At 62.8% G+C, this 25,980-nt stretch carries 22 protein-coding genes and 4 tRNA genes; 3 read left to right on the top strand and 23 right to left on the bottom strand.

Annotated features, from left to right (window positions below):
• Window positions 1-4 precede the first annotated feature (4 nt).
• The 16 genes from rpsG to V2L18_RS02460 form a co-directional block, all read right to left on the bottom strand.
• The gene (gene rpsG / locus V2L18_RS02535) at window positions 5-475 is read right to left on the bottom strand and encodes a 30S ribosomal protein S7 (protein WP_336176230.1); all 471 of its coding nucleotides are present in this window, start codon (window positions 473-475) and stop codon (window positions 5-7) included.
• A 34-nt stretch (window positions 476-509) separates the two neighbouring features.
• Window positions 510-881 carry a 30S ribosomal protein S12 gene (gene rpsL, locus V2L18_RS02530; RefSeq protein WP_107989433.1) on the bottom strand — a complete coding sequence of 124 codons (372 nt, stop codon included), beginning with the start codon at window positions 879-881 and terminating at the stop codon, window positions 510-512.
• Between the two features lie 644 nt (window positions 882-1,525).
• Window positions 1,526-1,942, bottom strand: a complete 417-nt coding sequence (locus tag V2L18_RS02525; RefSeq protein ID WP_336176229.1) for a DoxX family protein — start codon at window positions 1,940-1,942, stop codon at window positions 1,526-1,528.
• Window positions 1,943-2,220: 278 nt separating this feature from the next.
• Window positions 2,221-2,517 (bottom strand): regulator, encoded by a 297-nt coding sequence (locus V2L18_RS02520; RefSeq protein ID WP_336176228.1) that lies wholly within the window; start codon window positions 2,515-2,517, stop codon window positions 2,221-2,223.
• Between the two features lie 169 nt (window positions 2,518-2,686).
• Entirely contained in the window at window positions 2,687-6,892 is a 4,206-nt protein-coding gene (gene rpoC, locus V2L18_RS02515) for a DNA-directed RNA polymerase subunit beta' (RefSeq protein WP_336176227.1), read from the bottom strand.
• A gap of 154 nt (window positions 6,893-7,046) precedes the next feature.
• A complete protein-coding gene (gene rpoB / locus V2L18_RS02510) occupies window positions 7,047-11,186 on the bottom strand; it encodes a DNA-directed RNA polymerase subunit beta (protein WP_336176226.1) in 4,140 nt (1,379 codons plus the stop codon).
• Window positions 11,187-11,636: 450 nt separating this feature from the next.
• Complete coding sequence (gene rplL / locus V2L18_RS02505) at window positions 11,637-12,011, bottom strand: 50S ribosomal protein L7/L12 (protein WP_336176225.1); 375 nt, start codon at window positions 12,009-12,011, stop codon at window positions 11,637-11,639.
• Between the two features lie 61 nt (window positions 12,012-12,072).
• Window positions 12,073-12,591: a 50S ribosomal protein L10 gene (gene rplJ / locus V2L18_RS02500; protein ID WP_336176224.1), complete on the bottom strand. Its 519-nt coding sequence runs from the start codon at window positions 12,589-12,591 to the stop codon at window positions 12,073-12,075.
• A 382-nt stretch (window positions 12,592-12,973) separates the two neighbouring features.
• Window positions 12,974-13,672 (bottom strand): 50S ribosomal protein L1, encoded by a 699-nt coding sequence (gene rplA, locus V2L18_RS02495; RefSeq protein WP_336176223.1) that lies wholly within the window; start codon window positions 13,670-13,672, stop codon window positions 12,974-12,976.
• Between the two features lie 4 nt (window positions 13,673-13,676).
• Window positions 13,677-14,105: a 50S ribosomal protein L11 gene (gene rplK, locus V2L18_RS02490; protein ID WP_336176222.1), complete on the bottom strand. Its 429-nt coding sequence runs from the start codon at window positions 14,103-14,105 to the stop codon at window positions 13,677-13,679.
• A gap of 123 nt (window positions 14,106-14,228) precedes the next feature.
• A complete protein-coding gene (gene nusG, locus V2L18_RS02485; RefSeq protein WP_336176221.1) occupies window positions 14,229-14,759 on the bottom strand; it encodes a transcription termination/antitermination protein NusG in 531 nt (176 codons plus the stop codon).
• A 42-nt stretch (window positions 14,760-14,801) separates the two neighbouring features.
• Complete coding sequence (secE, locus tag V2L18_RS02480; RefSeq protein ID WP_336176220.1) at window positions 14,802-14,999, bottom strand: preprotein translocase subunit SecE; 198 nt, start codon at window positions 14,997-14,999, stop codon at window positions 14,802-14,804.
• Window positions 15,000-15,281: 282 nt separating this feature from the next.
• Window positions 15,282-15,357 (bottom strand) — tRNA-Trp (locus tag V2L18_RS02475).
• Window positions 15,358-15,526: 169 nt separating this feature from the next.
• On the bottom strand, window positions 15,527-16,717 hold the full coding sequence (gene tuf / locus V2L18_RS02470) for an elongation factor Tu (protein WP_336176219.1): 1,191 nt from the start codon (window positions 16,715-16,717) through the stop codon (window positions 15,527-15,529).
• A 192-nt stretch (window positions 16,718-16,909) separates the two neighbouring features.
• Window positions 16,910-16,983 (bottom strand) — tRNA-Gly (locus V2L18_RS02465).
• A 24-nt stretch (window positions 16,984-17,007) separates the two neighbouring features.
• A tRNA-Tyr gene (locus V2L18_RS02460) sits at window positions 17,008-17,092 on the bottom strand.
• A gap of 470 nt (window positions 17,093-17,562) precedes the next feature.
• Between V2L18_RS02460 and V2L18_RS02455 the strand changes: the two genes are divergently transcribed.
• Entirely contained in the window at window positions 17,563-18,390 is an 828-nt protein-coding gene (locus tag V2L18_RS02455; protein WP_336176218.1) for an RNA methyltransferase, read from the top strand.
• A 6-nt stretch (window positions 18,391-18,396) separates the two neighbouring features.
• Here the strand turns inward: V2L18_RS02455 and V2L18_RS02450 are convergent, their stop codons facing one another.
• Window positions 18,397-18,855, bottom strand: coding sequence for a BA14K family protein (locus tag V2L18_RS02450; RefSeq protein WP_336176217.1), 459 nt, complete (start codon window positions 18,853-18,855; stop codon window positions 18,397-18,399).
• A gap of 567 nt (window positions 18,856-19,422) precedes the next feature.
• Here V2L18_RS02450 and V2L18_RS02445 point away from each other — a divergent pair.
• A tRNA-Thr gene (locus V2L18_RS02445) sits at window positions 19,423-19,498 on the top strand.
• Between the two features lie 251 nt (window positions 19,499-19,749).
• Here the strand turns inward: V2L18_RS02445 and V2L18_RS02440 are convergent.
• The 3 genes from V2L18_RS02440 to V2L18_RS02430 form a co-directional block, all read right to left on the bottom strand.
• Complete coding sequence (locus V2L18_RS02440) at window positions 19,750-20,631, bottom strand: hypothetical protein (RefSeq protein ID WP_336176216.1); 882 nt, start codon at window positions 20,629-20,631, stop codon at window positions 19,750-19,752.
• Between the two features lie 201 nt (window positions 20,632-20,832).
• Window positions 20,833-21,105, bottom strand: coding sequence for a hypothetical protein (locus V2L18_RS02435; protein WP_336176215.1), 273 nt, complete (start codon window positions 21,103-21,105; stop codon window positions 20,833-20,835).
• 23 nt (window positions 21,106-21,128) lie between these two features.
• Window positions 21,129-21,479: a 3TM-type holin gene (locus V2L18_RS02430; protein ID WP_336176214.1), complete on the bottom strand. Its 351-nt coding sequence runs from the start codon at window positions 21,477-21,479 to the stop codon at window positions 21,129-21,131.
• A gap of 78 nt (window positions 21,480-21,557) precedes the next feature.
• Between V2L18_RS02430 and V2L18_RS02425 the strand changes: the two genes are divergently transcribed.
• The gene (locus tag V2L18_RS02425) at window positions 21,558-21,848 is read left to right on the top strand and encodes a hypothetical protein (protein WP_336176213.1); all 291 of its coding nucleotides are present in this window, start codon (window positions 21,558-21,560) and stop codon (window positions 21,846-21,848) included.
• 90 nt (window positions 21,849-21,938) lie between these two features.
• Here V2L18_RS02425 and V2L18_RS02420 read toward each other — a convergent pair whose 3' ends face one another.
• From V2L18_RS02420 to V2L18_RS02410, 3 genes are read right to left on the bottom strand one after another with little or no spacing between them, the layout of a single operon-like run.
• A complete protein-coding gene (locus V2L18_RS02420; RefSeq protein ID WP_336176378.1) occupies window positions 21,939-23,039 on the bottom strand; it encodes a Xaa-Pro peptidase family protein in 1,101 nt (366 codons plus the stop codon).
• Between the two features lie 27 nt (window positions 23,040-23,066).
• Window positions 23,067-24,287: a M20/M25/M40 family metallo-hydrolase gene (locus V2L18_RS02415; RefSeq protein ID WP_336176212.1), complete on the bottom strand. Its 1,221-nt coding sequence runs from the start codon at window positions 24,285-24,287 to the stop codon at window positions 23,067-23,069.
• Window positions 24,288-24,323: 36 nt separating this feature from the next.
• Window positions 24,324-25,970, bottom strand: a complete 1,647-nt coding sequence (locus V2L18_RS02410) for an ABC transporter ATP-binding protein (protein WP_336176211.1) — start codon at window positions 25,968-25,970, stop codon at window positions 24,324-24,326.
• Between the last annotated feature and the right edge of the window lie 10 nt (window positions 25,971-25,980).

Here is a 25,980-nt window from a genome sequence, read left to right as displayed (position 1 = left end):
TTGCTTACCAGCGATAATGCGAGAACGCGCGGTTGGCTTCGGCCATGCGATGCGTGTCTTCACGCTTCTTCACAGCCGTACCGCGGTTGTTGGCGGCGTCGAGCAGCTCCCCGGAGAGCCGGTCGATCATCGTCTTCTCGTTGCGACCGCGCGAAGCGGCGATCAGCCAACGGATGGCCAGCGCCTGACGACGCTCGTTGCGGACCTCGACGGGGACCTGGTAGGTCGCACCACCAACGCGCCGCGAGCGGACCTCGACGGAGGGCATCACGTTCGCCAGAGCATCGTGGAACACCGCGATCGGGTCCTGCTTGGCGCGCTCTTCGATGATGTCGAAGGCGCCGTAGACGATGCTCTCGGCGGCCGACTTCTTACCGTCGAGCATCACGTAGTTCATGAACTTCGTGACGACGACATCCCCGAATTTCGGGTCCGGATTGATCTCTCGCTTTTCAGCGCGATGACGGCGGGACATCTTTTGATCCTCAGCCCTTGTTCACGAAAACTGATTACTTCGGACGCTTGGCGCCGTACTTCGAACGGCGCTGCTTGCGATCCTTGACGCCCTGGGTATCCAGCACACCACGCAGGATGTGGTAGCGCACGCCCGGCAAGTCCTTGACGCGGCCGCCGCGGATCATCACCACAGAGTGCTCCTGGAGGTTGTGACCCTCACCCGGGATATAGCCGATGACCTCGAAGCCGTTGGTCAGACGCACCTTCGCGACCTTACGCAGAGCCGAGTTCGGCTTCTTCGGCGTGGTCGTGTAGACGCGGGTGCACACGCCACGCTTCTGCGGGCAGGCCTCCATGGCCGGCACCTTGTTCCGCTTCGGCGGGTCCTTCCGCGGCTTGCGGATCAACTGGTTGATGGTCGGCATATTAGCGCTTCACCTTGTCCATCTGCTGCATGCGCCCGTGCATGCGCGGAATCGCGCCGTTTCCGCGCACAGCCGGCGCGAAAAGGGCGCTGCGAAAAACAGAGGATCACGGGAAACCCGCGATCGTGTGCTCGACGATTTATCGCCAAATTTGAACCCGGCAGCGTTTAAGCGTGTGGTCCAGAGCGTGTCGCTCCAGAATACAAGATAAGCTTACCGCCTGCCTTGGGAGTGCGCGGAACCTACTCATCCAACCGCCTTCCGTCAAGGCCTAGCCCAAGAATTCTTGCGGGTTTGCGCTTGTACCGCACCGCGACCCGGCTGATCCCGGTTTCTCGGCAGATGACGCAAGATTCCGCAATCTGAAGCGAGCGCTACGCAACAAAGTCATCCGCGCACGACCGGCGATCAGGGACGGATCCGACACTTTCCTGATCTCCGTTCGGGTTTTCTTTCCAAATGGTGAATCATCTGTCCGCTCACGGAGCATCTTCCGGCATTTCGCGGACGGACAGGATTCGGGATTCGCCCGCCTTTTCCTGTCGCCCGACCTCGCCTGCGCGAACACACCTTATAGGAAAAGGGGGCCGCGCCACGGCGCTGCCCCCTTTTCTTCAAGTCCTGCCCTTCAGAGCTGTAGCCGTTCACGCCGCGTGGACGGCTCTTCCTCTCTGGCGCAACGCATCAAGCGACCACTCCCCTGCCCCGTTCACGAAGAGGAACAGGAAGCCGCCGGCGATCGACAGGTTCTTCATGAAGTTGATCATCTGCGCCTGATCGCTGGGGTTGAAATGGAAGAACAGCGCGGTCAGCAACGTGAAGCCCGCCATCAGAAACGCGACCAGTCGGGTCTGATAGCCCACCGCGATGAGAAGACCGCCGCCGAACTCGGTGAGGATCACCAGCGGCAGCAGGACGGTGGGAACGCCATGAGACGCCATGTAGGCGGCGGTTCCTGAATAGGCGGTGATCTTGCCCCATCCCGAAAAGATGAAGATGAAGGAGATCAGCAGGCGACCTGCGAGATCGATCGGATTCTTGAGAGCATCAAAGAGAGACATCGGATTGCCCCTTTCCTCGGGAGACAGCTGACGAAACCGGAAGGCTGGTTTCTTTATCTGAAAGCTATGCTTTCGCCGCGCCGCGCAGAAGACAGGAAAGAGCCGACAGATTGTTCACGAATCCAGATACAATTGAAGTGAAATCGGAGTATTGGGCATATGGCGACCGAGGCCGCGGAACGAGGTGCCGGCCGTGCGGCCCGTCCTTCGAGACCGCCGCTTGCGCGGCTTCGAAGGACAGGCGGCGCGCCCGGAGCGATGCCCCCTCCCCGCGCGCGCTACTCGCGGAAGGTGATGACCGCGACGTTGCCCTCCAACGCGTCCTGATAGGCCTCCTCGAAGGTCGGATCGTCGGGTTCGTTGTCGAGCGTGCCGATCTGGTCGAGTTCGGCCTCGACGTACCCCTCGCCGGCCAGCGCTTCGAGCGCGCGGCGCACCGCGCTGTCGTCATCCGGGGCGGACAGGAAGATGTTGACGGTGATGGCGTCATCCGGCCCGCCGTCCTCCACATCCCATACCCGGCCCACGATGATGAAGATCATCGGCTCGTCGCCGTTCACGTTTTTCAGATCCATGTCGTCACTCCGCAGATCGGTGCCGGTGAGAGCCTTGCACCGCATGGCGCCTGTGTCCATCGCGCCTCAGGCGGATGGATTGGCGGACGCCTGGCTCTCACATCGTGTTCCTAAAGGAAAGGCCGCCCGGAGGCGGCCTTTCTTCGATTTCGTTCAAGATTGGGGCGTCCTATTCGGCCGCACCCTGCTCGCTCATGTCGGTCAGCATCGGATCGGCCATCTCCACGCCGGAACGCTTCTTGCGCTCCTCCAGGATCAGGTCGTCACGATGCGAGGCGACCTTGCGGATGCGGGTGATCGCACCGCCGGAGCCGGCCGGGATGAGACGGCCCACGATGACGTTCTCCTTGAGACCGTCGAGCGTGTCCGACTTGCCGTTGACCGCAGCCTCGGTGAGCACCCGCGTCGTCTCCTGGAAGGAGGCAGCGGAGATGAAGGAGCGCGTCTGCAGGCTGGCCTTGGTGATGCCGAGCAGCACCGGGTTGCCGAATGCAGGCTTCTTGCCCTCCTCGATGCAGCGGGCATTGATCTCCTCCAGATCGACGCGGTCGACCTGCTCGCCGGCGATGAGATCCGTCTCGCCGGCATCGGTGATCTCGATCTTCTGCAGCATCTGGCGAACGATCACCTCGATGTGCTTGTCGTTGATGCCCACGCCCTGCAGCCGATAGACTTCCTGGATCTCGTTGACGAGGTAGTTGGCCAGAGCCTCCACGCCCTTGATCGCCAGGATGTCGTGCGGTGCCGGGTTGCCGTCGAGGATGTACTCGCCCTTCTCGATGGTGTCGCCTTCCTGCAGGTGGAAGTGCTTGCCCTTCGGGACCAGGTATTCGATCGGCTCCAGCGACTCGTCGAACGGCTCCACGATGATGCGGCGCTTGTTCTTGTAGTCGCGGCCGAACTTGATGGTGCCGTCGATCTCCGCGATGATCGCGTGGTCCTTCGGACGACGCGCCTCGAAGAGCTCCGCCACACGCGGCAGACCACCGGTGATGTCCTTGGTCTTGGCGCTTTCCAGCGGAATACGGGCCAGCACGTCACCGGCACCGACCTTGTTGCCGGCGTCGACCGACAGAACCGCATCGGGCGACAGCAGGTAACGGGCCTCGCCGCCGCGCGGCAGCTTCAGGATCTCGCCCTTGGCGTCACGGATGACGATGGCGGGCTTGAGGTCCTGGGTACGCGGCGAGGAACGCCAATCGATGACGACACGCTTGGTGATGCCGGTCGCCTCGTCCGTGGACTCGGTGACGGTGGCACCGTCGATCATGTCTTCCAGTCCAACCGTACCGGCAAGTTCGGTCAGCATCGGGCGGGTGTAGGGATCCCACTCCGCGATGCGCTGGCCGCGCTTGACGGTATCGCCCTCGTCGACGTGCATCTTGGAACCGTAGGTCACGCGATGGGTCGCGCGCTCGATGCCTTCCTGATCCACGATGACGATGGACATGTTGCGCGCCATGGCGACGAGATTGCCGTCGCTGTCACGCGCAACGTTGCGGTTGCGGATCTTGATCGTGCCTTCGAACGAGGACTCGATGAACGAGCTGTCGACCACCTGCGCCGTGCCGCCGATGTGGAACGTGCGCATGGTGAGCTGCGTGCCCGGCTCGCCGATCGACTGGGCCGCGATGACGCCGACGGCCTCGCCGATATTGACCGGCGTACCGCGGGCAAGGTCGCGACCGTAACAGGCGCCGCAGCAACCGATCTGCGTCTCGCAGGTCAGCACCGAACGGATCCGGATCGACTGGACGTTGGCCGCCTCGATCTGGTCGACCTGCTTCTCCTCGATCATCTCGCCGGCCTTGACGATGACTTCGCCGGTGGCCGGATTGATGATGTCGTCGCAGGTCGTGCGGCCGAGCGCACGCTGGCCGAGCGTCGCGATGACCTGGCCGGCGTCGACGATCGCCTGGATCGTGATGCCCTTGTCGGTGCCGCAGTCCGGCTCGAGGATGATGCAGTCCTGCGCCACGTCGACGAGACGACGGGTCAGGTAACCGGAGTTCGCGGTCTTCAAGGCGGTGTCGGCCAGTCCCTTACGGGCACCGTGCGAGGAGTTGAAGTACTCCAGAACCGACAGGCCTTCCTTGAAGTTCGAGATGATCGGGCTTTCGATGATCTCGCCCGACGGCTTGGCCATCAGGCCGCGCATGCCGGCAAGCTGCTTCATCTGCGCGGGCGAACCACGGGCACCGGAGTGGGACATCATGTAGACCGAGTTCATCGGCTTCTGACGACCGCTCTCCTCGTCGTACTCGACCGCCTGGATGCGCTTCATCATCTCGTCGGCGACCTTGTCCGTGCACTTGGCCCAGGCGTCGACGACCTTGTTGTACTTCTCGCCCTGCGTGATCAGGCCGTCATTGTACTGCTGCTCGTATTCGGTCACGAGCGCGGCCGTCTCGTCCACCAGGCTCTGCTTGGTGTCGGGGATGACCATGTCGTCCTTGCCGAACGAAATGCCCGCCTTGCACGCGTTGGTGAAGCCGAGCTTCATGATCTGGTCGCAGAAGATGACCGTCTCCTTCTGACCGCAGGCGCGGTAGACGGTGTCGATCATCTTGGAGATGTCCTTCTTCGTCATCAGCTTGTTGCAGACGTCGAAGGGCACCGCGTGATGCTTGGGCAGCAGCTCGCCGATGATCAGGCGACCGGGTGTCGTCTCGTAGATATACGAGACCGGCTTACCCTCCGCGTCGACCGTCTTGTAACGGCCCTTGATCTTGGTGTGCAGCGTGACCGTCTTGGTCTCCAGCGCGTGGTGCAGCTCACCGAGATTGCCGAAGACCATGCCCTCGCCGGGCTCGCCTTCGGTCATCAGCGACAGGTAGTAGAGGCCGAGAACGATGTCCTGCGACGGCACGATGATCGGCTGACCGTTGGCCGGGTGCAGGATGTTGTTCGTCGACATCATCAGGACGCGCGCTTCCAGCCGCGCCTCAAGCGAGAGAGGCACGTGGACGGCCATCTGGTCGCCGTCGAAGTCGGCGTTGAAGGCGGCGCAGACGAGCGGGTGAAGCTGGAGGGCCTTGCCCTCGATCAGCGTCGGCTCGAAGGCCTGGATGCCGAGGCGGTGCAGCGTCGGCGCGCGGTTCAGCAGGATCGGATGCTCTCGGATGACCTCGTCGAGGATATCCCAGACTTCCGGACGCTCCTTCTCCACGAGCTTCTTCGCCTGCTTGACGGTGGACGAATAGCCCTTGGCGTCGAGCCGCGAGTAGATGAACGGCTTGAACAGCTCAAGCGCCATCTTCTTCGGCAAGCCGCACTGGTGCAGCTTCAGCTCCGGGCCCACGGTGATGACCGACCGGCCCGAGTAGTCGACGCGCTTGCCCAGCAGGTTCTGGCGGAACCGGCCCTGCTTGCCCTTGAGCATGTCGGACAGCGACTTCAGCGGACGCTTGTTGGCGCCCGTGATGACGCGGCCGCGGCGGCCGTTGTCGAACAGCGCATCGACGGATTCCTGCAGCATGCGCTTTTCGTTGCGGATGATGATATCCGGCGCACGCAGCTCGATCAGCCGCTTCAGACGGTTGTTCCGGTTGATCACGCGGCGATACAGGTCGTTCAGATCCGACGTCGCGAACCGGCCGCCGTCCAGCGGCACCAGCGGACGCAGGTCCGGCGGAATGACCGGGACCACGGTGAGGATCATCCATTCCGGACGGTTGCCGGATTCCAGGAACGCCTCGATGACCTTCAGCCGCTTGGCGAGCTTCTTCGGCTTCAGCTCGGTCGTCGCTTCCGCGATCTCCACGCGCAGCCGCTCGCTCTCCTTTTCGAGGTCGAGCGACATCAGCATCTCGCGGATCGCTTCCGCGCCGATCATGGCGGTGAAGCTGTCGTCGCCGTACTCGTCCTGGGCGGTGATGAACTCCTCTTCCGAGAGCAGCTGGTTCTGCTTGAGCGGGGTCAGGCCCGGCTCAAGCACAACGTAATTCTCGAAATAGAGCACGCGCTCGAGATCCTTCAGCGTCATGTCGAGCAGAAGGCCGATGCGCGAGGGCAGCGACTTCAGGAACCAGATGTGGGCGACCGGCGCGGCGAGCTCGATGTGGCCCATGCGCTCGCGGCGCACGCGGCTCAGCGTGACCTCGACGCCGCACTTTTCACAGATGACGCCCTTGTACTTCATGCGCTTGTACTTGCCGCAAAGGCACTCGTAGTCCTTGATCGGCCCGAAGATACGCGCGCAGAAGAGACCGTCCCGTTCCGGCTTGAACGTACGGTAGTTGATCGTCTCCGGCTTCTTGATCTCGCCGAAGGACCAGGAATGAATCTTCTCGGGACTGGCGATCGAAATCCGGATCTGGTCGAATGTCGCCGGCTGAGCCTGCTGATTGAACAGGTTCATGACCTCTTGATTCATAGGATATCTCCTTCAATGCTCGGGCGGGATGGCGCGCCGCTTCGCGCATCGGCCGTCCCGGCACTCAAACAGGAATCGCTCGCAGTCGGGCTCAAGACAGCGGGCCTGACGTAACGGGCGAAACTATGACGTTCCGCCCGTTCGACGCCGCGGATCATTCCGCAGCGTCCGCCTGTGTTTCATCGTCAGCCCCGGGAAGCTGAAGCTTGCTGTCCTTCAGCTCCACGTTCAGGCCCAGAGACCGCATTTCCTTGACCAGGACGTTGAAGCTTTCCGGAATGCCGGCTTCGAACGTGTCGTCGCCGCGCACGATCGACTCGTAGACCTTGGTACGGCCCGCCACGTCGTCCGACTTCACCGTCAGCATTTCCTGCAAGGTGTAGGCGGCGCCATAGGCTTCGAGCGCCCACACCTCCATTTCGCCGAAACGCTGTCCGCCGAACTGCGCCTTGCCGCCCAGCGGCTGCTGGGTCACGAGCGAGTACGGGCCGATCGAACGGGCGTGGATCTTGTCGTCCACCAGGTGGTGCAGCTTGAGCATGTAGATATAGCCCACGGTGACCGACCGGTCGAACTGCTCGCCCGTGCGTCCGTCGTAGAGCCGCGACTGGCCGGACCCGTCGAGCCCGCCCTTCTGCAGCATGTCGACGATGTCCGCATCGACCGCGCCGTCGAAGACCGGCGTCGCGATGGACACGCCCTTCTTGAGCTGCTCGCCGAGGCGCACGATCGACTCGTCGTCGTACTCCTTCACCGGCTCGCCCTTGACGTTGTCGCCGTAGATCTCAACGATCGTTGTCTTCAGCTCGTTCAGCTCACCCGACTTGCGATACTGGTCGTAAAGCTCGCCGATGCGCTTGCCCATGCCTGAGCACGCCCAGCCCAGATGCGTCTCCAGGATCTGGCCGACGTTCATGCGCGAGGGCACGCCCAGCGGGTTCAGCACGATGTCGACAGGGGTGCCGTCGTCCAGGTAGGGCATGTCCTCGAGCGGATTGATCTTGGACACCACACCCTTGTTACCGTGACGGCCGGCCATCTTGTCGCCCGGCTGGATCTTGCGCTTCACCGCGACGAAGACCTTGACCATCTTCATCACGCCCGGCGGCAGTTCGTCACCGCGCTGCAGCTTCTCCACCTTGTCGATGAAGCGCTGCTCCAGACGCTTGCGGCTCTCGTCGTACTGACCGCGCAGCGCCTCGATCTCGCCCATCAGCTTCTCGTCGTCGACAGCAAACTGCCACCACTGCGAGCGCGGATACTCGTTCAGAAGATCGCCGGTGATCGTTGCGTCCTTCTTGAAGGTCTTCGGACCAGCCGAGGCCTCCTTGCCGAGCAGCATTTCCGCCAGACGGCCGTAGACGTTGCGATCCAGGATCGCCTGTTCGTCGTCGCGGTCCTTGGCCAGACGCTCGATCTCCTCGCGCTCGATCGCCATCGCGCGCTCGTCCTTCTCCACGCCGTGGCGGTTGAAGACGCGCACTTCGACGACCGTGCCGGTGACGCCCGGCGGCAGACGGAGCGAGGTATCGCGGACGTCGGAGGCCTTCTCGCCGAAGATGGCGCGCAGAAGCTTCTCTTCCGGCGTCATCGGGCTTTCGCCCTTCGGCGTGATCTTGCCGACGAGAATATCGGCCGGATTCACTTCCGCACCGATGTAGACGATGCCGGCTTCGTCGAGGTTCTTCAGCGCCTCTTCCGACACGTTCGGAATGTCGCGCGTGATTTCCTCCGGCCCGAGCTTGGTGTCACGCGCCATCACCTCGAATTCCTCAAGGTGGATGGAGGTGAACACGTCATCGCGCACGATGCGCTCGGACAAGAGGATGGAGTCCTCGAAGTTGTAGCCGTTCCAGGGCATGAACGCGACAAGCACGTTGCGCCCCAGCGCCAGATCGCCCAGGTCCGTCGACGGGCCGTCAGCGATGATATCGCCCTTGCCCACCACGTCACCCACGCGCACCAGCGGACGCTGGTTGATGCAGGTGTTCTGGTTGGAACGCTGGAACTTCATCAGCCGGTAGATGTCGACGCCGGACTTGGAGGCATCGATCTCTTCCGTCGCCCGGATGACGATACGGGTCGCGTCGACCTGATCGACCACGCCCGCGCGCCGTGCGGCGATCGCCGCACCGGAATCGTGCGCCACCACCGATTCCATGCCGGTACCCACGAACGGGGCCTCGGCACGCACCAGCGGCACCGCCTGACGCATCATGTTCGAGCCCATAAGCGCGCGGTTGGCGTCATCGTTTTCCAGGAACGGAATGAGCGATGCGGCCACCGAAACGAGCTGCTTGGCGGAAACGTCCGTGTAGTCCACGCGCTCGGCCGGAACCAGCATCACGTCGCCGGCATGACGGCAAAGGATCAGCTCTTCGGTGAAGCGGCCTTCCTCGTCCGTCGGCACATCCGACTGGGCGACATAGTGCTTGGATTCTTCCATCGCCGACAGGTAATGGACATCGCCCGTCACCTTGCCGTCCTTCACGCGCCGATACGGGCTCTCGATGAAGCCGTACTTGTTGACGCGGGCAAACGTCGCCAGCGAGTTGATCAGACCGATGTTCGGGCCTTCCGGCGTCTCGATCGGGCAGATGCGGCCGTAATGCGTCGGGTGCACGTCGCGCACCTCGAAGCCGGCGCGCTCGCGCGTCAGACCGCCCGGGCCAAGAGCCGAGAGGCGGCGCTTGTGGGTGACTTCCGACAGCGGGTTCGTCTGGTCCATGAACTGCGACAGCTGCGAGGAACCGAAGAACTCGCGCACGGCGGCGGCGGCAGGCTTCGCGTTGATCAGGTCCTGCGGCATGACGGTGTCGATCTCGACCGACGACATGCGCTCCTTGATCGCGCGCTCCATGCGCAGCAGACCGATGCGGTACTGGTTCTCCATCAGCTCGCCGACCGAACGCACCCGGCGGTTGCCGAGGTTGTCGATGTCGTCGATCTCGCCGCGGCCGTCGCGCAGGCCCAGAAGCGTGCGGATGACCTCGATGATGTCTTCCTTGCGCAGGACGCGCACGGTGTCCTCGACGTCGAGGTCGAGACGCATGTTCATCTTCACGCGGCCGACTGCGGACAGGTCGTAGCGCTCGCTGTCGAAGAACAGCGAATGGAACATGGCTTCCGCCGTGTCCAGGGTGGGCGGCTCGCCCGGGCGCATGACGCGGTAGATGTCGAACAGCGCGTCCTCGCGGGCTTCGTTCTTGTCCACCGCCAGCGTGTTGCGCATATACGCGCCGGTCGTGACGTGGTCGATCGCGAGAACGGGGATTTCCTCGTAGCCCTGCTCGATCAGCGCCTCCAGGACCTTCTCGTTGATCTCGTCACCGGCCTCGGCATAGATCTCGCCGGTCTGCAGATTGACCATGTCCTCGGCCAGGTACTGGCCGTAGAGGTCTTCCGCGCCGACCTTGATCGCCTTGACGCCCTTTTCCACCAGCTGCTTGGCATGGCGGGCGGTCATCTTCTTGCCCGTCTCCAGGATCACCTCGCCGCTGTCGGCGTCAACGAGATCCTCGGCAGCCTTCAGCCCGCGCATGTGAGTCGGGTTGAAGGGCTTGCGCCACGCGCCGTCGACCTTCGTGTAGGAGAACGACTCGTAGAACGTGGACAGGATTTCGGACGGATCGAGCCCGAGCGCCATCAAGAGCGACGTCACCGGGATCTTGCGGCGACGGTCGATGCGCGCATAGACGATGTCCTTGGCGTCGAACTCGATGTCGAGCCAGGAGCCGCGATAGGGGATCACGCGGGCGGCAAACAGCAGCTTTCCGCTGGAGTGCGTCTTGCCCTTGTCGTGGTCGAAGAACACGCCCGGCGACCGGTGCATCTGGGAGACGATGACGCGCTCGGTGCCGTTGATGATGAAGGTGCCGTTTTCCGTCATGAAGGGCATGTCGCCCATGTAGACGTCCTGCTCCTTGATGTCCTTCACCGACTTGGCATCGGTTTCCTCATCGACGTCGAACACGATGAGCCGGAGCGTCACCTTGAGCGGCGCGGAGAAGGTCATCCCGCGCTGGCGGCACTCGTCCACATCATATTTCGGCTGTTCGAACTCGTACCGGACGAATTCGAGCAGCGACGTGCCGCTGAAATCGGAGATCGGAAAAACGGATTTGAAGACAGCCTCAAGGCCGTCGACCGCGCGGCCGCCCTCGGGTTCCTCGACCTGCAGAAACTGATCATAGGATGCCTTCTGCACCTCGATCAGGTTCGGCATCTTCGCGACATCGCGAATGTGACCGAAAAACTTACGGACCCGCTTGCGACCGTTGAACGTCTGCGCCATTGTCGCTCCTCGTATCGCCTCAAGCACCATGCCCCCGCCGGACTCGTGCTCTTGCTTTTCGTTGTCGACCGCTGGTCTCCGGACGAATTCCGGGACCGTCTCGGTCCTGGTGACGGCTAGCCGGATCGCCGGGCGATGCCGGCCCCGGCTCCATTGCGCGACATGTCTGCCGCGCGAAGGGCCGCGATCTGGATAGCCGTCCCTCGACCACCCCGCCCGGGCACGATGCCCGCCGGCGAAAAGGCCGCTCTCTCAAAAGCCCCGAAAACCGATGCTCGCACCCGACGGGCAGGAGCAGGCTCCAAGGGGACGTTCGCCCCGGTAACGGGAAGAACCCGCCGGGGCCGCAACTCGATTGCCGGATGTCGTTCTCGTGCCGGATGCACCGGCCACATCCCGATTTGCGGTCCCGGGCGAACCCGGGACCGCGAAGTCTTGCAGGAAGAAGACTTACTTCAGCTCGACGGTCGCGCCGGCTTCCTCGAGCTTCTTCTTCAGCTCTTCGGCCTCTTCCTTGGAAGCGCCTTCCTTGACGGTCTTCGGAGCGCCCTCGACCAGGTCCTTGGCTTCCTTCAGGCCAAGACCCGTGATCGCACGGACTTCCTTGATGACGTTGATCTTCTTGTCGCCGGCGGCAGCCAGGACAACGTCGAACTCGGTCTTCTCTTCCTCGGCCGGAGCCGCGGCACCGCCGGCGGCAGCCGCGACGGCGACCGGAGCGGCGGCGGAAACGCCCCACTTCTCCTCGAGCATCTTGGACAGCTCGGCGGCTTCCATGACGGTCAGGGTGGACAGCTCTTCAACGATCTTCTCGAGATCAGCCATTTTTCAAACCTTCGTATTCGAACCGTATCGGTTTCGGTGTGTTTCAAGCAGTCGCGTTGTCTTACGCGGCTTCGTCCTTCTTGGCGTAAGCGCCGATGACGCGGGCAACCTGCCCGGCCGGAGCGCTGAGAACCTGCGCGATGCGCGTTGCCGGCGTCGAGATCATGCCGACGATCTTGGCGCGCAGCTCATCGAGCGACGGCATCGTGGCAAGCGCCTTGACCCCATCCGCATCGAGGTTTGTGGAGCCGAGGGCTCCGCCCAGGACAACGAGCTTTTCGTTCCCCTTGACGAAGTCCATCACCGCCTTGGGAGCTGCGACCGGATCGCTCGAATAAGCGATGACGGTCGGACCCTGGAACAGGTCGGCGATGTGTTCGGCGTCCGTGCCTTGAAGGGCAAGCTTGGCAAGACGGTTCTTCGCGACCTTTACGGACCCGCCGGCCTCACGGACCTTCGCACGCAGCGAAGTCATGTCCGCGACCGAGAGACCCGCATAGTGGGCCACGACGACAACACCCGCGTCCGAAAACACGGTGTTGAGCGCCGCTACGGCTTCGCGCTTTTCCGCTCTATCCACTTGCCTTCTCCACTTGGCGAACGACAACGCGTCGTCCGCCGGTTGGCTTTGCCGCTCCAAAGGGTCTCCCCTTTTCGAGCGACGCTCAGGGTTCCTGCCCCCTCACGCACGCTCTAAAGGAGCGCGGCAAGGCCTACGGTTCGAACCGGGTGGCCTTTCGGCCGGAATATCGGTTCTAACCCGTCTATGCAGGCCCGGATGGCTTAAACCGGCCCCTTTCGGGCCCGGCACCTGCAGTCTCGGACAGGACCGGCTGGAAGGACGATCCCGGAGGACCTTCCTGACAGCCGCATCCCGCCGGGTCACCCCGGCGGGAATTCTCTCAGCCACCTTCACCCGGTGGCATCGTCGACCGGCACCCTCAAGGAGCGCCGTGCACCGATCAGGCGCCGGTGACCGTCGACGGGTCGAGCTTGATGCCCGGGCCCATGGTCGAGGTCAGCGCCATGCGCTTCAGGTACGTGCCCTTGGCGCCGGTCGGCTTGGCCTTGATCACCGCATCGGTGAGGGCCTTGATGTTTTCCTTCAACTTCGCCTCGTCGAACGAAGCCTTGCCGACACCTGCGTGAACGATACCGGCCTTCTCGACGCGGAACTGGACGGCACCGCCCTTGGCGTCATTGACGGCGGAGGTAACGTCCGGGGTCACCGTGCCGACCTTCGGGTTCGGCATCAGGCCGCGCGGGCCGAGAACCTTGCCGAGACGGCCGACGAGCGGCATCATGTCGGGTGTCGCGATGCAGCGGTCGAAATCGATCGTCCCGCCCTGCACCTGCTCGACCAGGTCCTCCGCACCGACGATATCGGCACCGGCCTTCTTGGCCTCTTCCGCCTTGTCGCCGCGGGCGAACACTGCGACGCGCACCGACTTGCCGGTGCCGTTCGGCAGAACGCACACGCCACGGACCATCTGGTCGGCGTGACGCGGGTCGACGCCGAGGTTCATGGCGATCTCGACGGTTTCGTCGAACTTCGCGGTGGCCCGCTCCTTGATCAGCTTCACGGCCTCATCGAGGGCGTAGAGCTTGTTGCGGTCGATTCCGTCGCGGCTGGCGACGATACGCTTTCCGATCTTCGCCATGCTCTTACCCCTGAACCTCGAGACCCATCGAACGGGCGGAGCCCTCCACCATCTTCATGGCGGCGTCGATATCGTTGGCGTTCAGGTCCTTCATCTTCGCTTCCGCGATTTCACGGACCTGATCACGGGTAACCGAGCCTGCAACGCTCTGGCCGGGCGTCTTGGAACCCTTCGGCAGCTTCGCGGCCTTCTTCAGGAAGAAGGACACCGGCGGCGTCTTGACCTCGAACGTGAAGGACTTGTCCGTGAAGAACGTGATCACGGTCGGGCACGGCGCGCCCTTTTCCATGTCCTGCGTCTGGGCGTTGAACGCCTTGCAGAATTCCATGATGTTCAGACCGCGCTGACCCAGCGCCGGACCGATCGGCGGGGACGGCGTTGCCGAACCCGCAGGCACCTGAAGCTTCAGGGACCCCTGTACTTTCTTCGCCATGTGGCTCTCCTAACTAAACTGGCCGGAAATCCGGCACCAGAGAGGTGGTGGTAGGGCCGCTTGCGCGGGGCGATCCGCCCTCAAGCCACCTTCCACCGCACACCCTGCCGAAAAGCCTGAAACTCAGAGCTTCTCGACCTGGGCGTATTCCAGTTCGACCGGGGTCGCCCGGCCAAAAATCGAAACGGCAACCTTGAGCCGCGCCCGCTCGTCGTCGACTTCCTCGACGAGACCGTTGAACGAGGCGAAGGGACCATCGGAGACTCTGACCTGCTCGCCGACCTCGAACGAGATCGACGGCTTCGGCCGGTCCACGCCTTCCTGCACCTGATGCAGAATGCGCTGCGCCTCGGCCTCCGAAATCGGCATCGGACGGTTGTCCGACCCGAGGAACCCGGTCACGCGCGGCGTGTTCTTGATGAGATGATAGGCGTCGTCCGTCATCTCCATCTTCACCAGCACATAGCCGGGAAAGAACTTGCGCTCGGCGTCGACCTTGCGCCCGCGCCGCACTTCCACGACCTTCTCGGTCGGGACGAGAATTTCGTCGAAAAGATCCGAGAGCCCGTTCGACTCGGCCTTTTCCCGAATGGATTCGGCAACTTTCTTCTCGAAATTCGAATAGGCGTGGACGATGTACCAGCGCTTGGTCATGTGACCCCAGTCCGCATCATTTGATATCGTGTGAGGCTCGGATCAAAAGCCCAAACCAAGAAGGAGCTTCACGCCCTCGGCCATAAGCTGATCCGCAACCAGGAAGAAGATCGAGGCGATCGCGACCATGATGAAAACCATCACGGTGGTCACCGCCGTCTCGCGCCGCGTCGGCCATGTGACCTTAGCAACCTCCTGGCGCGTCTGCTGGAGGAAGGTAAAAGGATTGTTTTTTGCCATTCCGCCTATGGCCGCCTGTGGCCTGCTGTCAGCGTGACGCCGCACCAGGAAACGCGCGGGCCCGCTCCTTATTCGTGTTCCAGATTGCCTGCCCGCCGCTTGCGGCGCCGAACGCCCACTGACGTTCGAAGGTCAATCCTGTTTGCGATCAAAACCCTGGCTCCGAATCAGAACCGCGGATCAGGACCGTTTAAACGGCATATAGGCGCGCGGAATCCTCCGCGCGCCACTGCCCGTTGCGCTTTACTTATAGCCGACGAACCGATTCCACAAGAGCGAAACTGGCAGGGGCGGAGGGACTCGAACCCACGACCTGCGGTTTTGGAGACCGCTGCTCTACCAACTGAGCTACACCCCTACTGGCTTCAGACCACGAAGGTCGCAGCCCTTATTCGCACGTCTTGCGCCGTTCCGGCGACGATCCCGACACGTGCCGCCCAGGCGGCTTGCGTCGGATTTAATCCGGTTTCCCGGAATTGGCAAGCGCGGCCCGCAAGCCGCGCCCACCGAAACATTGTCCGGCCCGATTACTCGATGATCGAGGCGACGACGCCGGCACCGACGGTGCGGCCACCTTCGCGGATGGCGAAGCGCAGGCCGTCTTCCATCGCGATCGGCACGATCAGCGTCACCGTCACGGTGACGTTGTCACCCGGCATCACCATCTCCGTGCCTTCCGGCAGTTCCACCACGCCCGTCACGTCCGTCGTGCGGAAGTAGAACTGCGGACGATAGTTGGTGAAGAACGGCGTGTGACGGCCACCCTCTTCCTTCGTCAGGATGTAGGCCTCGGCCTTGAACTTCGTGTGCGGGGTCACAGAACCCGGCTTGCAAAGAACCTGGCCGCGCTCCACGTCCTCACGGCCGATGCCGCGAAGAAGAGCACCGATGTTGTCGCCAGCCTGGCCCTGATCGAGCAGCTTGCGGAACATCTCCACGCCCGTGCACGTCGTCTTCTTGGTGTCGCGGATACCGACGATCTCGATTTCCTCGCCGACCTTGATCACGCCGCGCTCGACACGACCGGTCACAACCGTGCCGCGACCGGAGATCGAGAACACGTCCTCGATCGGCATCAGGAACGGCTGGTCGATCGGACGCTCCGGCGTCGGGATGTAGCGGTCGACCTCGGCCATCAGTTCCTTGACCTTGTCGCGGCCGATCTCCGGGTTGCGGTTCTCGACCGCAGCCAGCGCCGAACCCGCAACGATCGGAATGTCGTCGCCGGGGAAGTCGTAGGAGGAAAGCAGCTCGCGCACTTCCATCTCCACGAGCTCCAGAAGCTCGGCATCGTCAACCTGGTCGACCTTGTTCAGGAACACCACCAGCGCCGGCACGCCGACCTGACGGGCCAGAAGAATGTGCTCGCGGGTCTGCGGCATCGGGCCATCGGCGGCCGACACCACAAGGATCGCGCCGTCCATCTGCGCAGCACCCGTGATCATGTTCTTTACGTAGTCGGCGTGGCCCGGGCAGTCGACGTGGGCGTAGTGACGGTTTTCCGTCTCGTATTCCACGTGCGCCGTCGAGATCGTGATGCCGCGCGCCTTCTCTTCCGGCGCCGCGTCGATCTCGTCGTAAGCCTTCGCCGTCGCACCACCCGATTCAGCAAGCGTCATCGTGATCGCTGCCGTCAGGGTCGTCTTGCCGTGGTCAACGTGGCCGATCGTGCCAATGTTCACGTGCGGCTTGTTGCGCTCGAATTTTTCCTTAGCCATCGACGTCGCTCTCTGCTCGTTTCTGCGCGGCGCTAGCCCGCGGACTTCCTATTCCAGGCACGGCCGGAGGCAGCGACACCGCGCCACCCGGCGATGGATCAGAACTCGGGAGACCTCACCTTCCAGAGCGATCTGGTCGGGGCGATCTGGCCAAGGGCATTTTGGCGACTTGCAGAAGATGTTCTCGCAGGCTGGAGCGGGTGAAGGGAATCGAACCCTCGTCATCAGCTTGGAAGGCTGTTGCTCTACCATTGAGCTACACCCGCACTCTCGTGCCTGCCGTCATGCGATGGTGGAGGAGGTTGGATTCGAACCAACGTAGGCAAAGCCAACGGATTTACAGTCCGTCCCCTTTAACCACTCGGGCACTCCTCCGTTCTCGCATCCGGTAGAACGCAAAGCCTACAGGATCGCCAAACAGAAACACCCCGCCGCCAAGGGCTTGGAAGGACCGAGGTCCGTAGAACCCGGGAGGCGGTGAATCCCGTGGCGCGTGTTATGGCGATGTCGCCCCGGAGTGTCAACGGCCGATTGGACAAGAATGTCTTTTCTCCCCACGGCCCGGCTTTTCTCCCCAACGCACGCTCCGCGAAACCGCCCCGCGGAGAACCCGCCGAACGCGGGAAACAAGGCATTGCAAGCTGTTGCACCCGCGCCCCGCCCCGCGGCGAACACACGAAGTCGCGCAAGCGACAACGATGCCGCCGGCATGCGCGTACCTGGGGATAACGTCGGCGGACCGATCGCAAGGCCTCCGTTGAACCGTGCCGCAGGCCCGTTTGTGCGTGCGGATTCAGATACCGGCTCCCTTGCGCGGTGTGCTGCCGGTGGCTAAGGCTTTTCCCATGACAAAGACCCCGGAAAAGCCCTCCGCCAGGGCTGGTGCAAAACCACCGCTTGCCCGCAAGTCGAACCGCCACTCCCGCCCGGGCGCGCCGCGCCGCGGCAAGGACGGCCCGTCCGACGGCCCCCTTCTTCTCTATGGGCTTCACACGGTGGAGGCGGCCTTCGCCAATCCCGACCGAAAGCGCCACCGGCTGGTGGCGACACGCAACGCGCTCGCCCGGCTTGAGGAGCGGGGCGTCACCATCGACGTGCCGGTCGATCTCGTCGACCCGCGCTCCATCGCCCGCCAGCTGCCGCGCGACGCGGTGCACCAGGGCGTGCTGCTGCAGGCAGACCCCCTGCCCGCCTGGGATCTGAAGTCGCTGGGCGATGCCCGCCTCGTGCTGGCGCTCGATCAGGTGACCGATCCGCACAATGTGGGCGCGATCCTGCGCTCGGCGGTCGCGCTTGCCGCCGATGCGGTGGTGACCACCCACCGCCATGCGCCGGAGGAAGGCGCGGTTCTGGCGAAATCCGCCTCCGGGGCACTCGATCTCGTGCGCCATCTGAAGGTTCAGAACATGGCGCGGTTTCTGACGGAGGCCGGCGAGGCGGGCTACACGCGCGTGGCTCTCGACAGCGAGGGCCCTGCCCCTCTGGAGGAAACCGATCTCGGCGAGAAGCTGGTTCTGGTTCTGGGCGCGGAGGGCAAGGGCGTGCGCCAGGGTGTACGAGAGGCCTGCGACGTGCTTGCCCGGCTCGACATGCCGGGCAAGATCCGCTCGCTCAACGTTTCCAACGCCGCCGTGCTCTCCCTTTATATAGCGCGGCGGAAGCTGGGGCTCTGACCGCCCCTAGCGGCAGCGCCGGTACTTTCCCGAATACGCCAGATAGAGCCCCGTGCGCGGGTTGAAGCTCTTGTACTTCGACGCGCAATAGGCATACCAGTCCGGCGAGCCCGGCACCGGACGGCCGCGATAATAATAGCGGCTCGGCGGCAGCGGCGCCCTGCTGTAATAATAGGGATCGGCACCGTAGTAATAGGGCCCCGGGCGATACCCGTAGCGCCAGTAGGGCACGCCGACGAGCGGCCCGCTGCCGAACCAGAACGAGACGCCCGGCCTGTAGTGACGATGGCGCCAGTGCCGGTGCCGATAATGCACCGGCGTGGCGAGCGGCCCGCCTCCATCGCCGACGGCCACGGCCGGAAGGGCCGCGCGAAGCGGCATCGCTGCAACCGGTGTGCTGCCGAACCACGCAAGCGCCATCACGCAGGCGATTGCGGCTGGAATGACCCTGACTGAACGAACCATGACATTTCCCTCAAGGTTGAGCCCGCAGCATGGCCGGCTTTCGCGGCCGGATCAACACGCGCGCCATCCGGCGAAGACACCCTCCCCGGCCCGGATCGTATGTCGACCGCATGTCGATCGCAGGGCAAGCAAACCGGACGAAAAGCCGCTTGTCCATTCGGCTTGTCCATCCGGCTTGCGCGCCACATCGTCTTTTGCGGTACGGCTTCGCGACGCAACGCCGAGAGGCCTGAAGCCACCATATCCGCATCAGCAAACAGCTTGCGTCTGGAAAGCGGCAAAAACCGGGCATTTTCCGCACCATACCGGCGCGAGACGGCACCTCGCCGACGCCCCTTCTCCTGACACGTCCGCCACCGGCCCGCACAGGTACGGCAAGCCGCCCGCACGACGCCCCGCGCTGTCTGGCTGACGGGGCCATGTTGCCGGCGATCGACGGAAGACACCTGCGACACGCCTTGCCTGTGGCAAATCGCATTTCCCGGGATGCAACGACGCACACCTTGTGCTAAGGGAGCGCGTCGTTCAGACAAGCCGAGGGCCCGCCGCGCCCTCGCGCCTTTGCGGGCCGGTATAGCTCAGTTGGTAGAGCACCTGATTTGTAATCAGGGGGTCGCGGGTTCGAATCCTGCTGCCGGCACCAATAATTTCAATGACTTAGCCGCAATCCGATGCGAACGAAATGAGAACGTGAGACGGTCTCACGGTCTCACGCGTGAGACCCTTTTGGTCTCATGGGATTTGAGGGGATCGAACAAACAATCAGCACGCACTCGCGATACACCGTGACAATGTCGACGAGTGCAAGCGATGACGGAGAAAGGCTGATCACAGGCATAGCCACCTACAGGCTTAGTTCCCCATGGGAAAAGCGAATTATTCCACCTATCAGATTTATATTATAAATATAGAATATGTTATTTTTAAAAATGTAGAGACAGATGGTATAAATAGTAAAATAAAACCCAGCGCGTACATTATAGCTATCGAAAATCTAGTATATGGACGCGAATAATTATCAGCCTCGTACTTTGCAAATGCAATATCGGAAGAAAACTCTCGGGCCGCAATTGCACGATACGGCTCGGAAAATGCCCATATTACTTTTGGCGCGTCATAGGCTCGCCTGGCAATAGCTTCTGCATTAAAGTATCCTGAACCAGTAATGAAATCTTGATGAAACCCTGCCCAATCTCCATTGTTTTCCCCTTCTTCAATAGAACTAATCTCTGGGGTGGCGTCATCTAATCTCTCGACTTCTAGATCGCCCCCATCTTCACGCTCGGCCTCTAAATATTTTTTATATACTTCGACGACTAGTCGCGCTGCTTGCAATCTAACGCTCTCTGGATAGTCAAGAGTTTCCGTTTCATCACAACGATCGGAATTTTCAACAAACTTAAAAAGCACGTCATCAAAATATGATATAATATATGTTTTAGCTGTTAGTGACTGAACAACACTAGCAAAAGTAATACTATCGGGCGACTTGCTTACGCTTTCTGGGCACGCAATACTATATATTATCGATGAAATTCCGACTATAATCAGCCCATAATAAATAAAATAAATATTTGTCAGTTCAAGAGAACTCGTCGATGGGACTCCAATATTTAAAGAAACTTTCTTTAAAAAATTGATCACATAGTCATTAAAAAGAAGAAAGTATGCTATCACGGGCGCAAACATGACAGCACGCATTAGCGGTAGACTGCCAATCCGCCGCAAAGCAGACCAACTAAAGATACGTCCTAACTGTGCACAGAAATTAGACATTGCGGAATACGTGACCTCTTGCACGACGCAACAGCATCATTGAGTAGCATGCTATCAAACGGTTTTTGTACCATAAGATCTCAGATTGTTGATCGAAAAATACTTAAGCTGAAAAACCCTTACGCCTTAAGGCTGTTGCCGATTTTGTCCGGAATTCCGGGAGCCGTTTTGTCCTAAATCGCCCAAATTCGCATTGAGCCCTTACCGCCCCCGCTCCGCCTCAATCCGCTCTACCGCTGCCCGCAGATATTTCAAATCCGACCGCAGTTCCGTGAGCAACTGCACCTGGCTCACGCGGTCCACCTGCCTTTCGCGCTCGGCCGTCTCGAGCGCGGCGAGGCGGCGGGCGTGATCCTCCAGCGTCGAATCGAACTTCTGCCAGCCAACCGACAGGCCGACGATCAGCCCCCCGATCGTGATGAGGTTGCCGACCGAGATATCCGGTCGAATCCAACGCCTCTGTTCGTCGGCCATGCCATGCCCCTTGAGACTGCCCGTCAGGCCTTGCCGTTGCGCTTTTCCTGGCTGCGCTGCCAGACGTAGACGCCGAGAACCGACGCCCCGAAACCGAGATAGGTGGTCACGTAGCCGCCGATCTGGCCGACCGCGTTGATCGGGCTTTCGGCGTAAGCGATCGCATAGACGAAGGCGGCGCCGAGCGCCGAATAGACCAGGCCGAACTCGATCCCGAACAAGGGCCGCCAGATGCGCGTCAGCGTGTCCTTGGCCTTCTGCTCGGCGCGCATGGTCTGGTTGACCTGCCCGAGCATCGCTGCCCAATCCTCGCGCCGGTCGATCTCGACCTGGCGGATCGCCTCGCCGACGCCCCTTCCCTCCTCCTCCAGCACTTTCGTTCAGGACCAAAGCCTGCTGGCGCCCACCGCGATTTCCGCTAGGATAGGTCCGTCGCTATGGAGGGTAGCGCCATGGAAAAGGGGCCTGCGGCAAACCGGATCACCCTGACGGACCTGACGAAGACGCAGCGCATCCTGCTCGAGCACCTGCGCGGCCGGCCGTTCTGGCGCGTGCGCAACGGCTGGCGGCAGCAGGGCAACGCCCATCAGGTTTCGCTGGAAACGGGATCCTCGCTCATGCGCGCCGGTCTGGCCGAGCAGGCGGCCGGCAGTCTGCGGCTGACGCCTCTCGGGCGGCTTCTGGCCGAAGAGGCGAGCCAGCGCACCCGAAAGCGCGTGAAACCCGGCAATGCCGAGAGCTGAGACGCACGGCCGGCGGCTATATGCAGGACGACGAGAGAGCCATTGCCCTCCCCGCCCTCGGTTTTGCGGTCGCTCGGGAAGGGCACGCCCCTATGCCGTCAGGATCGCCCGCGGCGTGTTCGTCAGCCGGCGCCCGCCATCCCCGGTCACCACCACCGTCTCGGAAAAGGCGATGCCCTCGGCGGAAGTATAGACATGGAAGACCATGCCGCTTTCCAGCGGCCAGTCGCTTGTCGGCAAGAGCGCGGGCGAGAAATCGCTTGTGCGGGGCGTGCGGGTGACGAGGCCGAGCGTATAGGCCGTCACGTTCGGATAGTCCTTGCGCAGGCCTTCCGCCAGCAGCGGCGCGCGCACGATCGCATCCACGTCCGCGGCAATCGCGCCGTCGCGCATGGCGGCGATCTGTTCGTCCTGAAGGGCGATCAGACGTTCTGCGACGTGACGCTGGCGGGCAGAAGGTTCGCCGATCACGATCGGGCGCATCATCCGGGCGGAATAGTTGGCGACCTTCGGGATCAGCTCCACATGGATAATGTCGCCCGGCCCCAGCGTATCGGTGGCGAAAGCCCCGTGCAGGAAGGAATGCTCGCCGGCGGATTTCACGATCGGCCCGACCTCGCCCGTATCCGCCCCCTCCCGCAGGAAGACCCCGGCAGCAAGCGCCGCCGCATCGCGGGTGGTCATGCCTTCATGTGCGGCCTCGCAAATGGCGGCCATCGTCTTGTCGGCGATCGTTGCAGCGTTTGCGAGAAGCGCGATCTCGGCCGGTGACTTGACCCGGCGAACCCGATGGCCGAATTCGCCCAGATCGACGAATTGCACCCCCGGCAGCAATGCCTGTAGCCGGCCCGCCGTCAGCGCCGAAAAGCCATAGGAATTGGCATCGATCCCGATGCGAGCCCCGGCAAAGCCCCGAGCCCGAAGAACCCCTGCCATCGCCTCGTGCGGGCTTTCCCAATCGGCAAAGCCGGTGATGTCGGAAAACCAGCAGGCCGCGCGCGCATTGTCGGCGTCGAGCGCTCTCAGCACCAGGAACGGGGCGCCGTCGCGCGGCAGGAAGGCGGCGCGGTACATGGTCTCCGACACGGTGTAGCCGGTGAGCCAGGCGAGCAGCTCGCCGCTGTCGGCGATGACAAGGTCGACGTCGGCCTCACGCATCACGGCCCGGACGCATTCCGCCCGGGCCTCCATTTCACCTGTGGCAAAGAGCATCGTCGTTCAGGCCACTTCGCAGATATCAAGGATGGTGAGCAGATAGACGCGGATCATGTCGAGGAAGTCGGGGATATCGACCCGCTCGTCCGGCATGGTGTTGTAGCGCCCGCCGGGTCCGCACACGACGCCCTCCATGCCGGCCTCGGCATAGAGATGGCCGGCATCGGTGCCGTAGAAGCGGGTCGGGGTGATGGCGCCGGTGGGCTGCTTCTCGCCGCGCACGCTCTCGTAGGCCCTGTTGATCGCCTTGACGATGCGCGAGTCCGGCGAGACCTCGAACGGCGGCATCAGCGGCCGGCCCTCGATCTTTTCGGGCACAAGCTTCGCCTTCAGCCCCGGAAAACGCTTCTCCAGGTCGGCGAGCAGTTCGCGCATGTCGGCCCACACGTCCTCTTCGCACTGGCCGGGCGCATAGCGGGCGGAACCTTTGATGCGCACGAAATCGGAGACCTGTGGCGGGCGCCATTCCTCAAGATCCTTGCCCAGCGCACCGTGGACCACGCCGACATGGGCGCGGTTGATCGAGCGGTGAACCTCGCTTTTGGCGTTGCGGAAGGTCATCGCGTCGATGCGCGGGATCAGATCGCAGGCCGCCGCGATCGCGTTGACGGATTCCTCGCGCTTGGACAGATGCCGCGTATCGCCCGTCAGTTCGATGACGAAGCTGAGTGCGGCCGCATGCATGGTTATGGCAACGAGGTCGCTCGGCTCGGAATTGACGAAATAGTCCGCCTTCACGCCGTTCTGGATGGCGGCCATGGTGCCGACGCCGCCCTGCAGCTCGCCGACCACATAGGTCAGCACCACGTCGCCCTTCAGCTTCACCCCGGCATCGATCAGCGTCTTCACGGCGCAGTAGTAGGCCGCATCGCCCGCCTTCATGTTGGAGACGCCGATGCCATAGATGAACTTGTCGTCGACAAGGCCCGCATAGGGGTCGACCGTCCAGCCCTCGGTGACGGGGTTGGTGTCCAGATGCCCGTTGAACAGCAGGCTCTTGCCGCCGCCGGCGCCCTTCAGGCGGCCGATCGCGTTGTAGCGCGTGCCGTTGTCGAAGGGCTGCAGCTCGCTCTCAAGCCCCAGCTCGCCCATCTTCGCGGCCATGAAGCGCGCCAGTTCGATCTCGCCGTCGGTCTGCGAATGACTGCGGTGCTGGACCATGCGCGAGAGGAAATTCAGCGACGCCTTCTCGTCAATGGATCTGACGAGCGATTGCGGATCCATCTTGGATCTCCTTTGAAGCTCTTGTCGTTGGAAAGATCAGGAACCGGCCTCCACCGCGGGCGGGGTCGGAACGGCATCGATCAGGCGGCGCGTATAGTCCGCCCTCTCCGGCGATCCGATCTCGTCGGCCGCAACCACCTCGATCAGGTCGCCGCGATACATCACGGCGATCCGGTGGGCGATCTGGCGCACCAGGTTGAGGTCGTGGGTGATGAACAGGTAGGCCGTGTCGGTCTGGCGCTGGAGCTCCAGAAGAAGCTCCACGACGGAGGCCTGCACGGAAACGTCAAGCGCGGAGGTGATCTCGTCGCAGATGACGAGGCGCGGCCGCGACGCGAAAGCGCGCGCGATCGCCACGCGCTGCTTCTCGCCGCCGGAAAGCTGGTGCGGGAAACGGTCGGCATAGTCGCGCGGCAGCCGCACCTCCTCCAGAAGATCGCCGATCTTCTCGTTGCGCGCCGCCGCACCCGACACCAGACCATAGAGATCGAGCGGCCGCGACAGGATCTCGGCGATCCGGTGGCGCGGATTGAGCGAGGCGTCCGGATGCTGAAAGATCATCTGCACGTCGCGGCGATAGGCCTTGTCCATGTCGCGCGGACTGCGGATGGTGCGCCCGTCGAAACGGACTTCGCCGCTAAACGGATTGAGCCCCGTAAGCGCCTTGGCGAGCGTGGACTTGCCCGACCCGCTTTCGCCCACCACGCCGAGGATCTCGCCCGGCGCGATGGAAAGGCTTACCGCGTTGTTGCCGAGGACCTGATCCTGCTGGCGGCCGAGCAGCGATCCGATGAAGGACGAGCGGCCATACTGGACGGTGACCTTGTCGGCCTCCACCAGCGGCCTGCCCGTATTCTCCGGAGCGGGCCCGGCGAGCCGGCGCGCGGGGTTGGGCACCGCCGCGATCAGGTTTCGCGTATAGTCCTTTTCGGGGCGCCGGAAGACGCTCTCCACATCGCGGCTTTCCATGATCTCGCCGCGATAGATGACGGATACCCGCCGTGCGACGCGCGAGACCAGCGCCAGATCGTGCGAGATGTAAAGCGCGGCGACACCCGTCTCCGCCTGAAGTTCGCTCAGGAGATCGAGGATCTGGCGGGCGGTGATGACGTCGAGCGCCGTCGTCGGCTCATCGAAGATGATGAGTTCCGGATCGCATGCAAAGGCGGTGGCGATCACCACGCGCTGTTTCTCGCCGCCGGATGCCTCGTGCGGCATGCGATGCATCATCTGCGCGGGCGTCTTGAGCCCGACCTGCGCAAGCCGCGCCTCGGCTTCCGCCCATGCCTGGCGCTTCGTCAGGCCGCGATGATGGACGAGCACCTCGGATAGCTGGCGCCCGAGACTGAGCGTCGGATTGAGCGAGGTCGAGGGATCCTGAAAGACCATCGACATGCGCCCGCCGCGGATGGCCCGCATCTCGCGCTCGCTCTTTTGAAGGAGTTCCTCGCCGGAAAGCCGGATGGCGCCGGTCTTCTCCCAGGCATTGCCGGGCAGGTAGCGCATGATCGACCAGGCGAGCGAGGTCTTGCCCGACCCGCTTTCGCCGACAAGACCGAGCACCTCGCCGCGCGCGATCTCCAGATTGATATGCCTGAGGGCGGAAAAGGGGCCCGCATGGGTACGGTAGTCGAGGCTGTAGTCGAGGACCTCGAGCACAGGCGGATTTGCCTTGTTGTTCATGATCGCCCCC

The organism is Breoghania sp. JC706, from assembly GCF_037026715.1.
GTDB lineage: Bacteria > Pseudomonadota > Alphaproteobacteria > Rhizobiales > Stappiaceae > Breoghania.
Note: the sequence above shows the minus strand (reverse complement) of the source record. Positions and strands in the feature narration are given on the sequence as shown.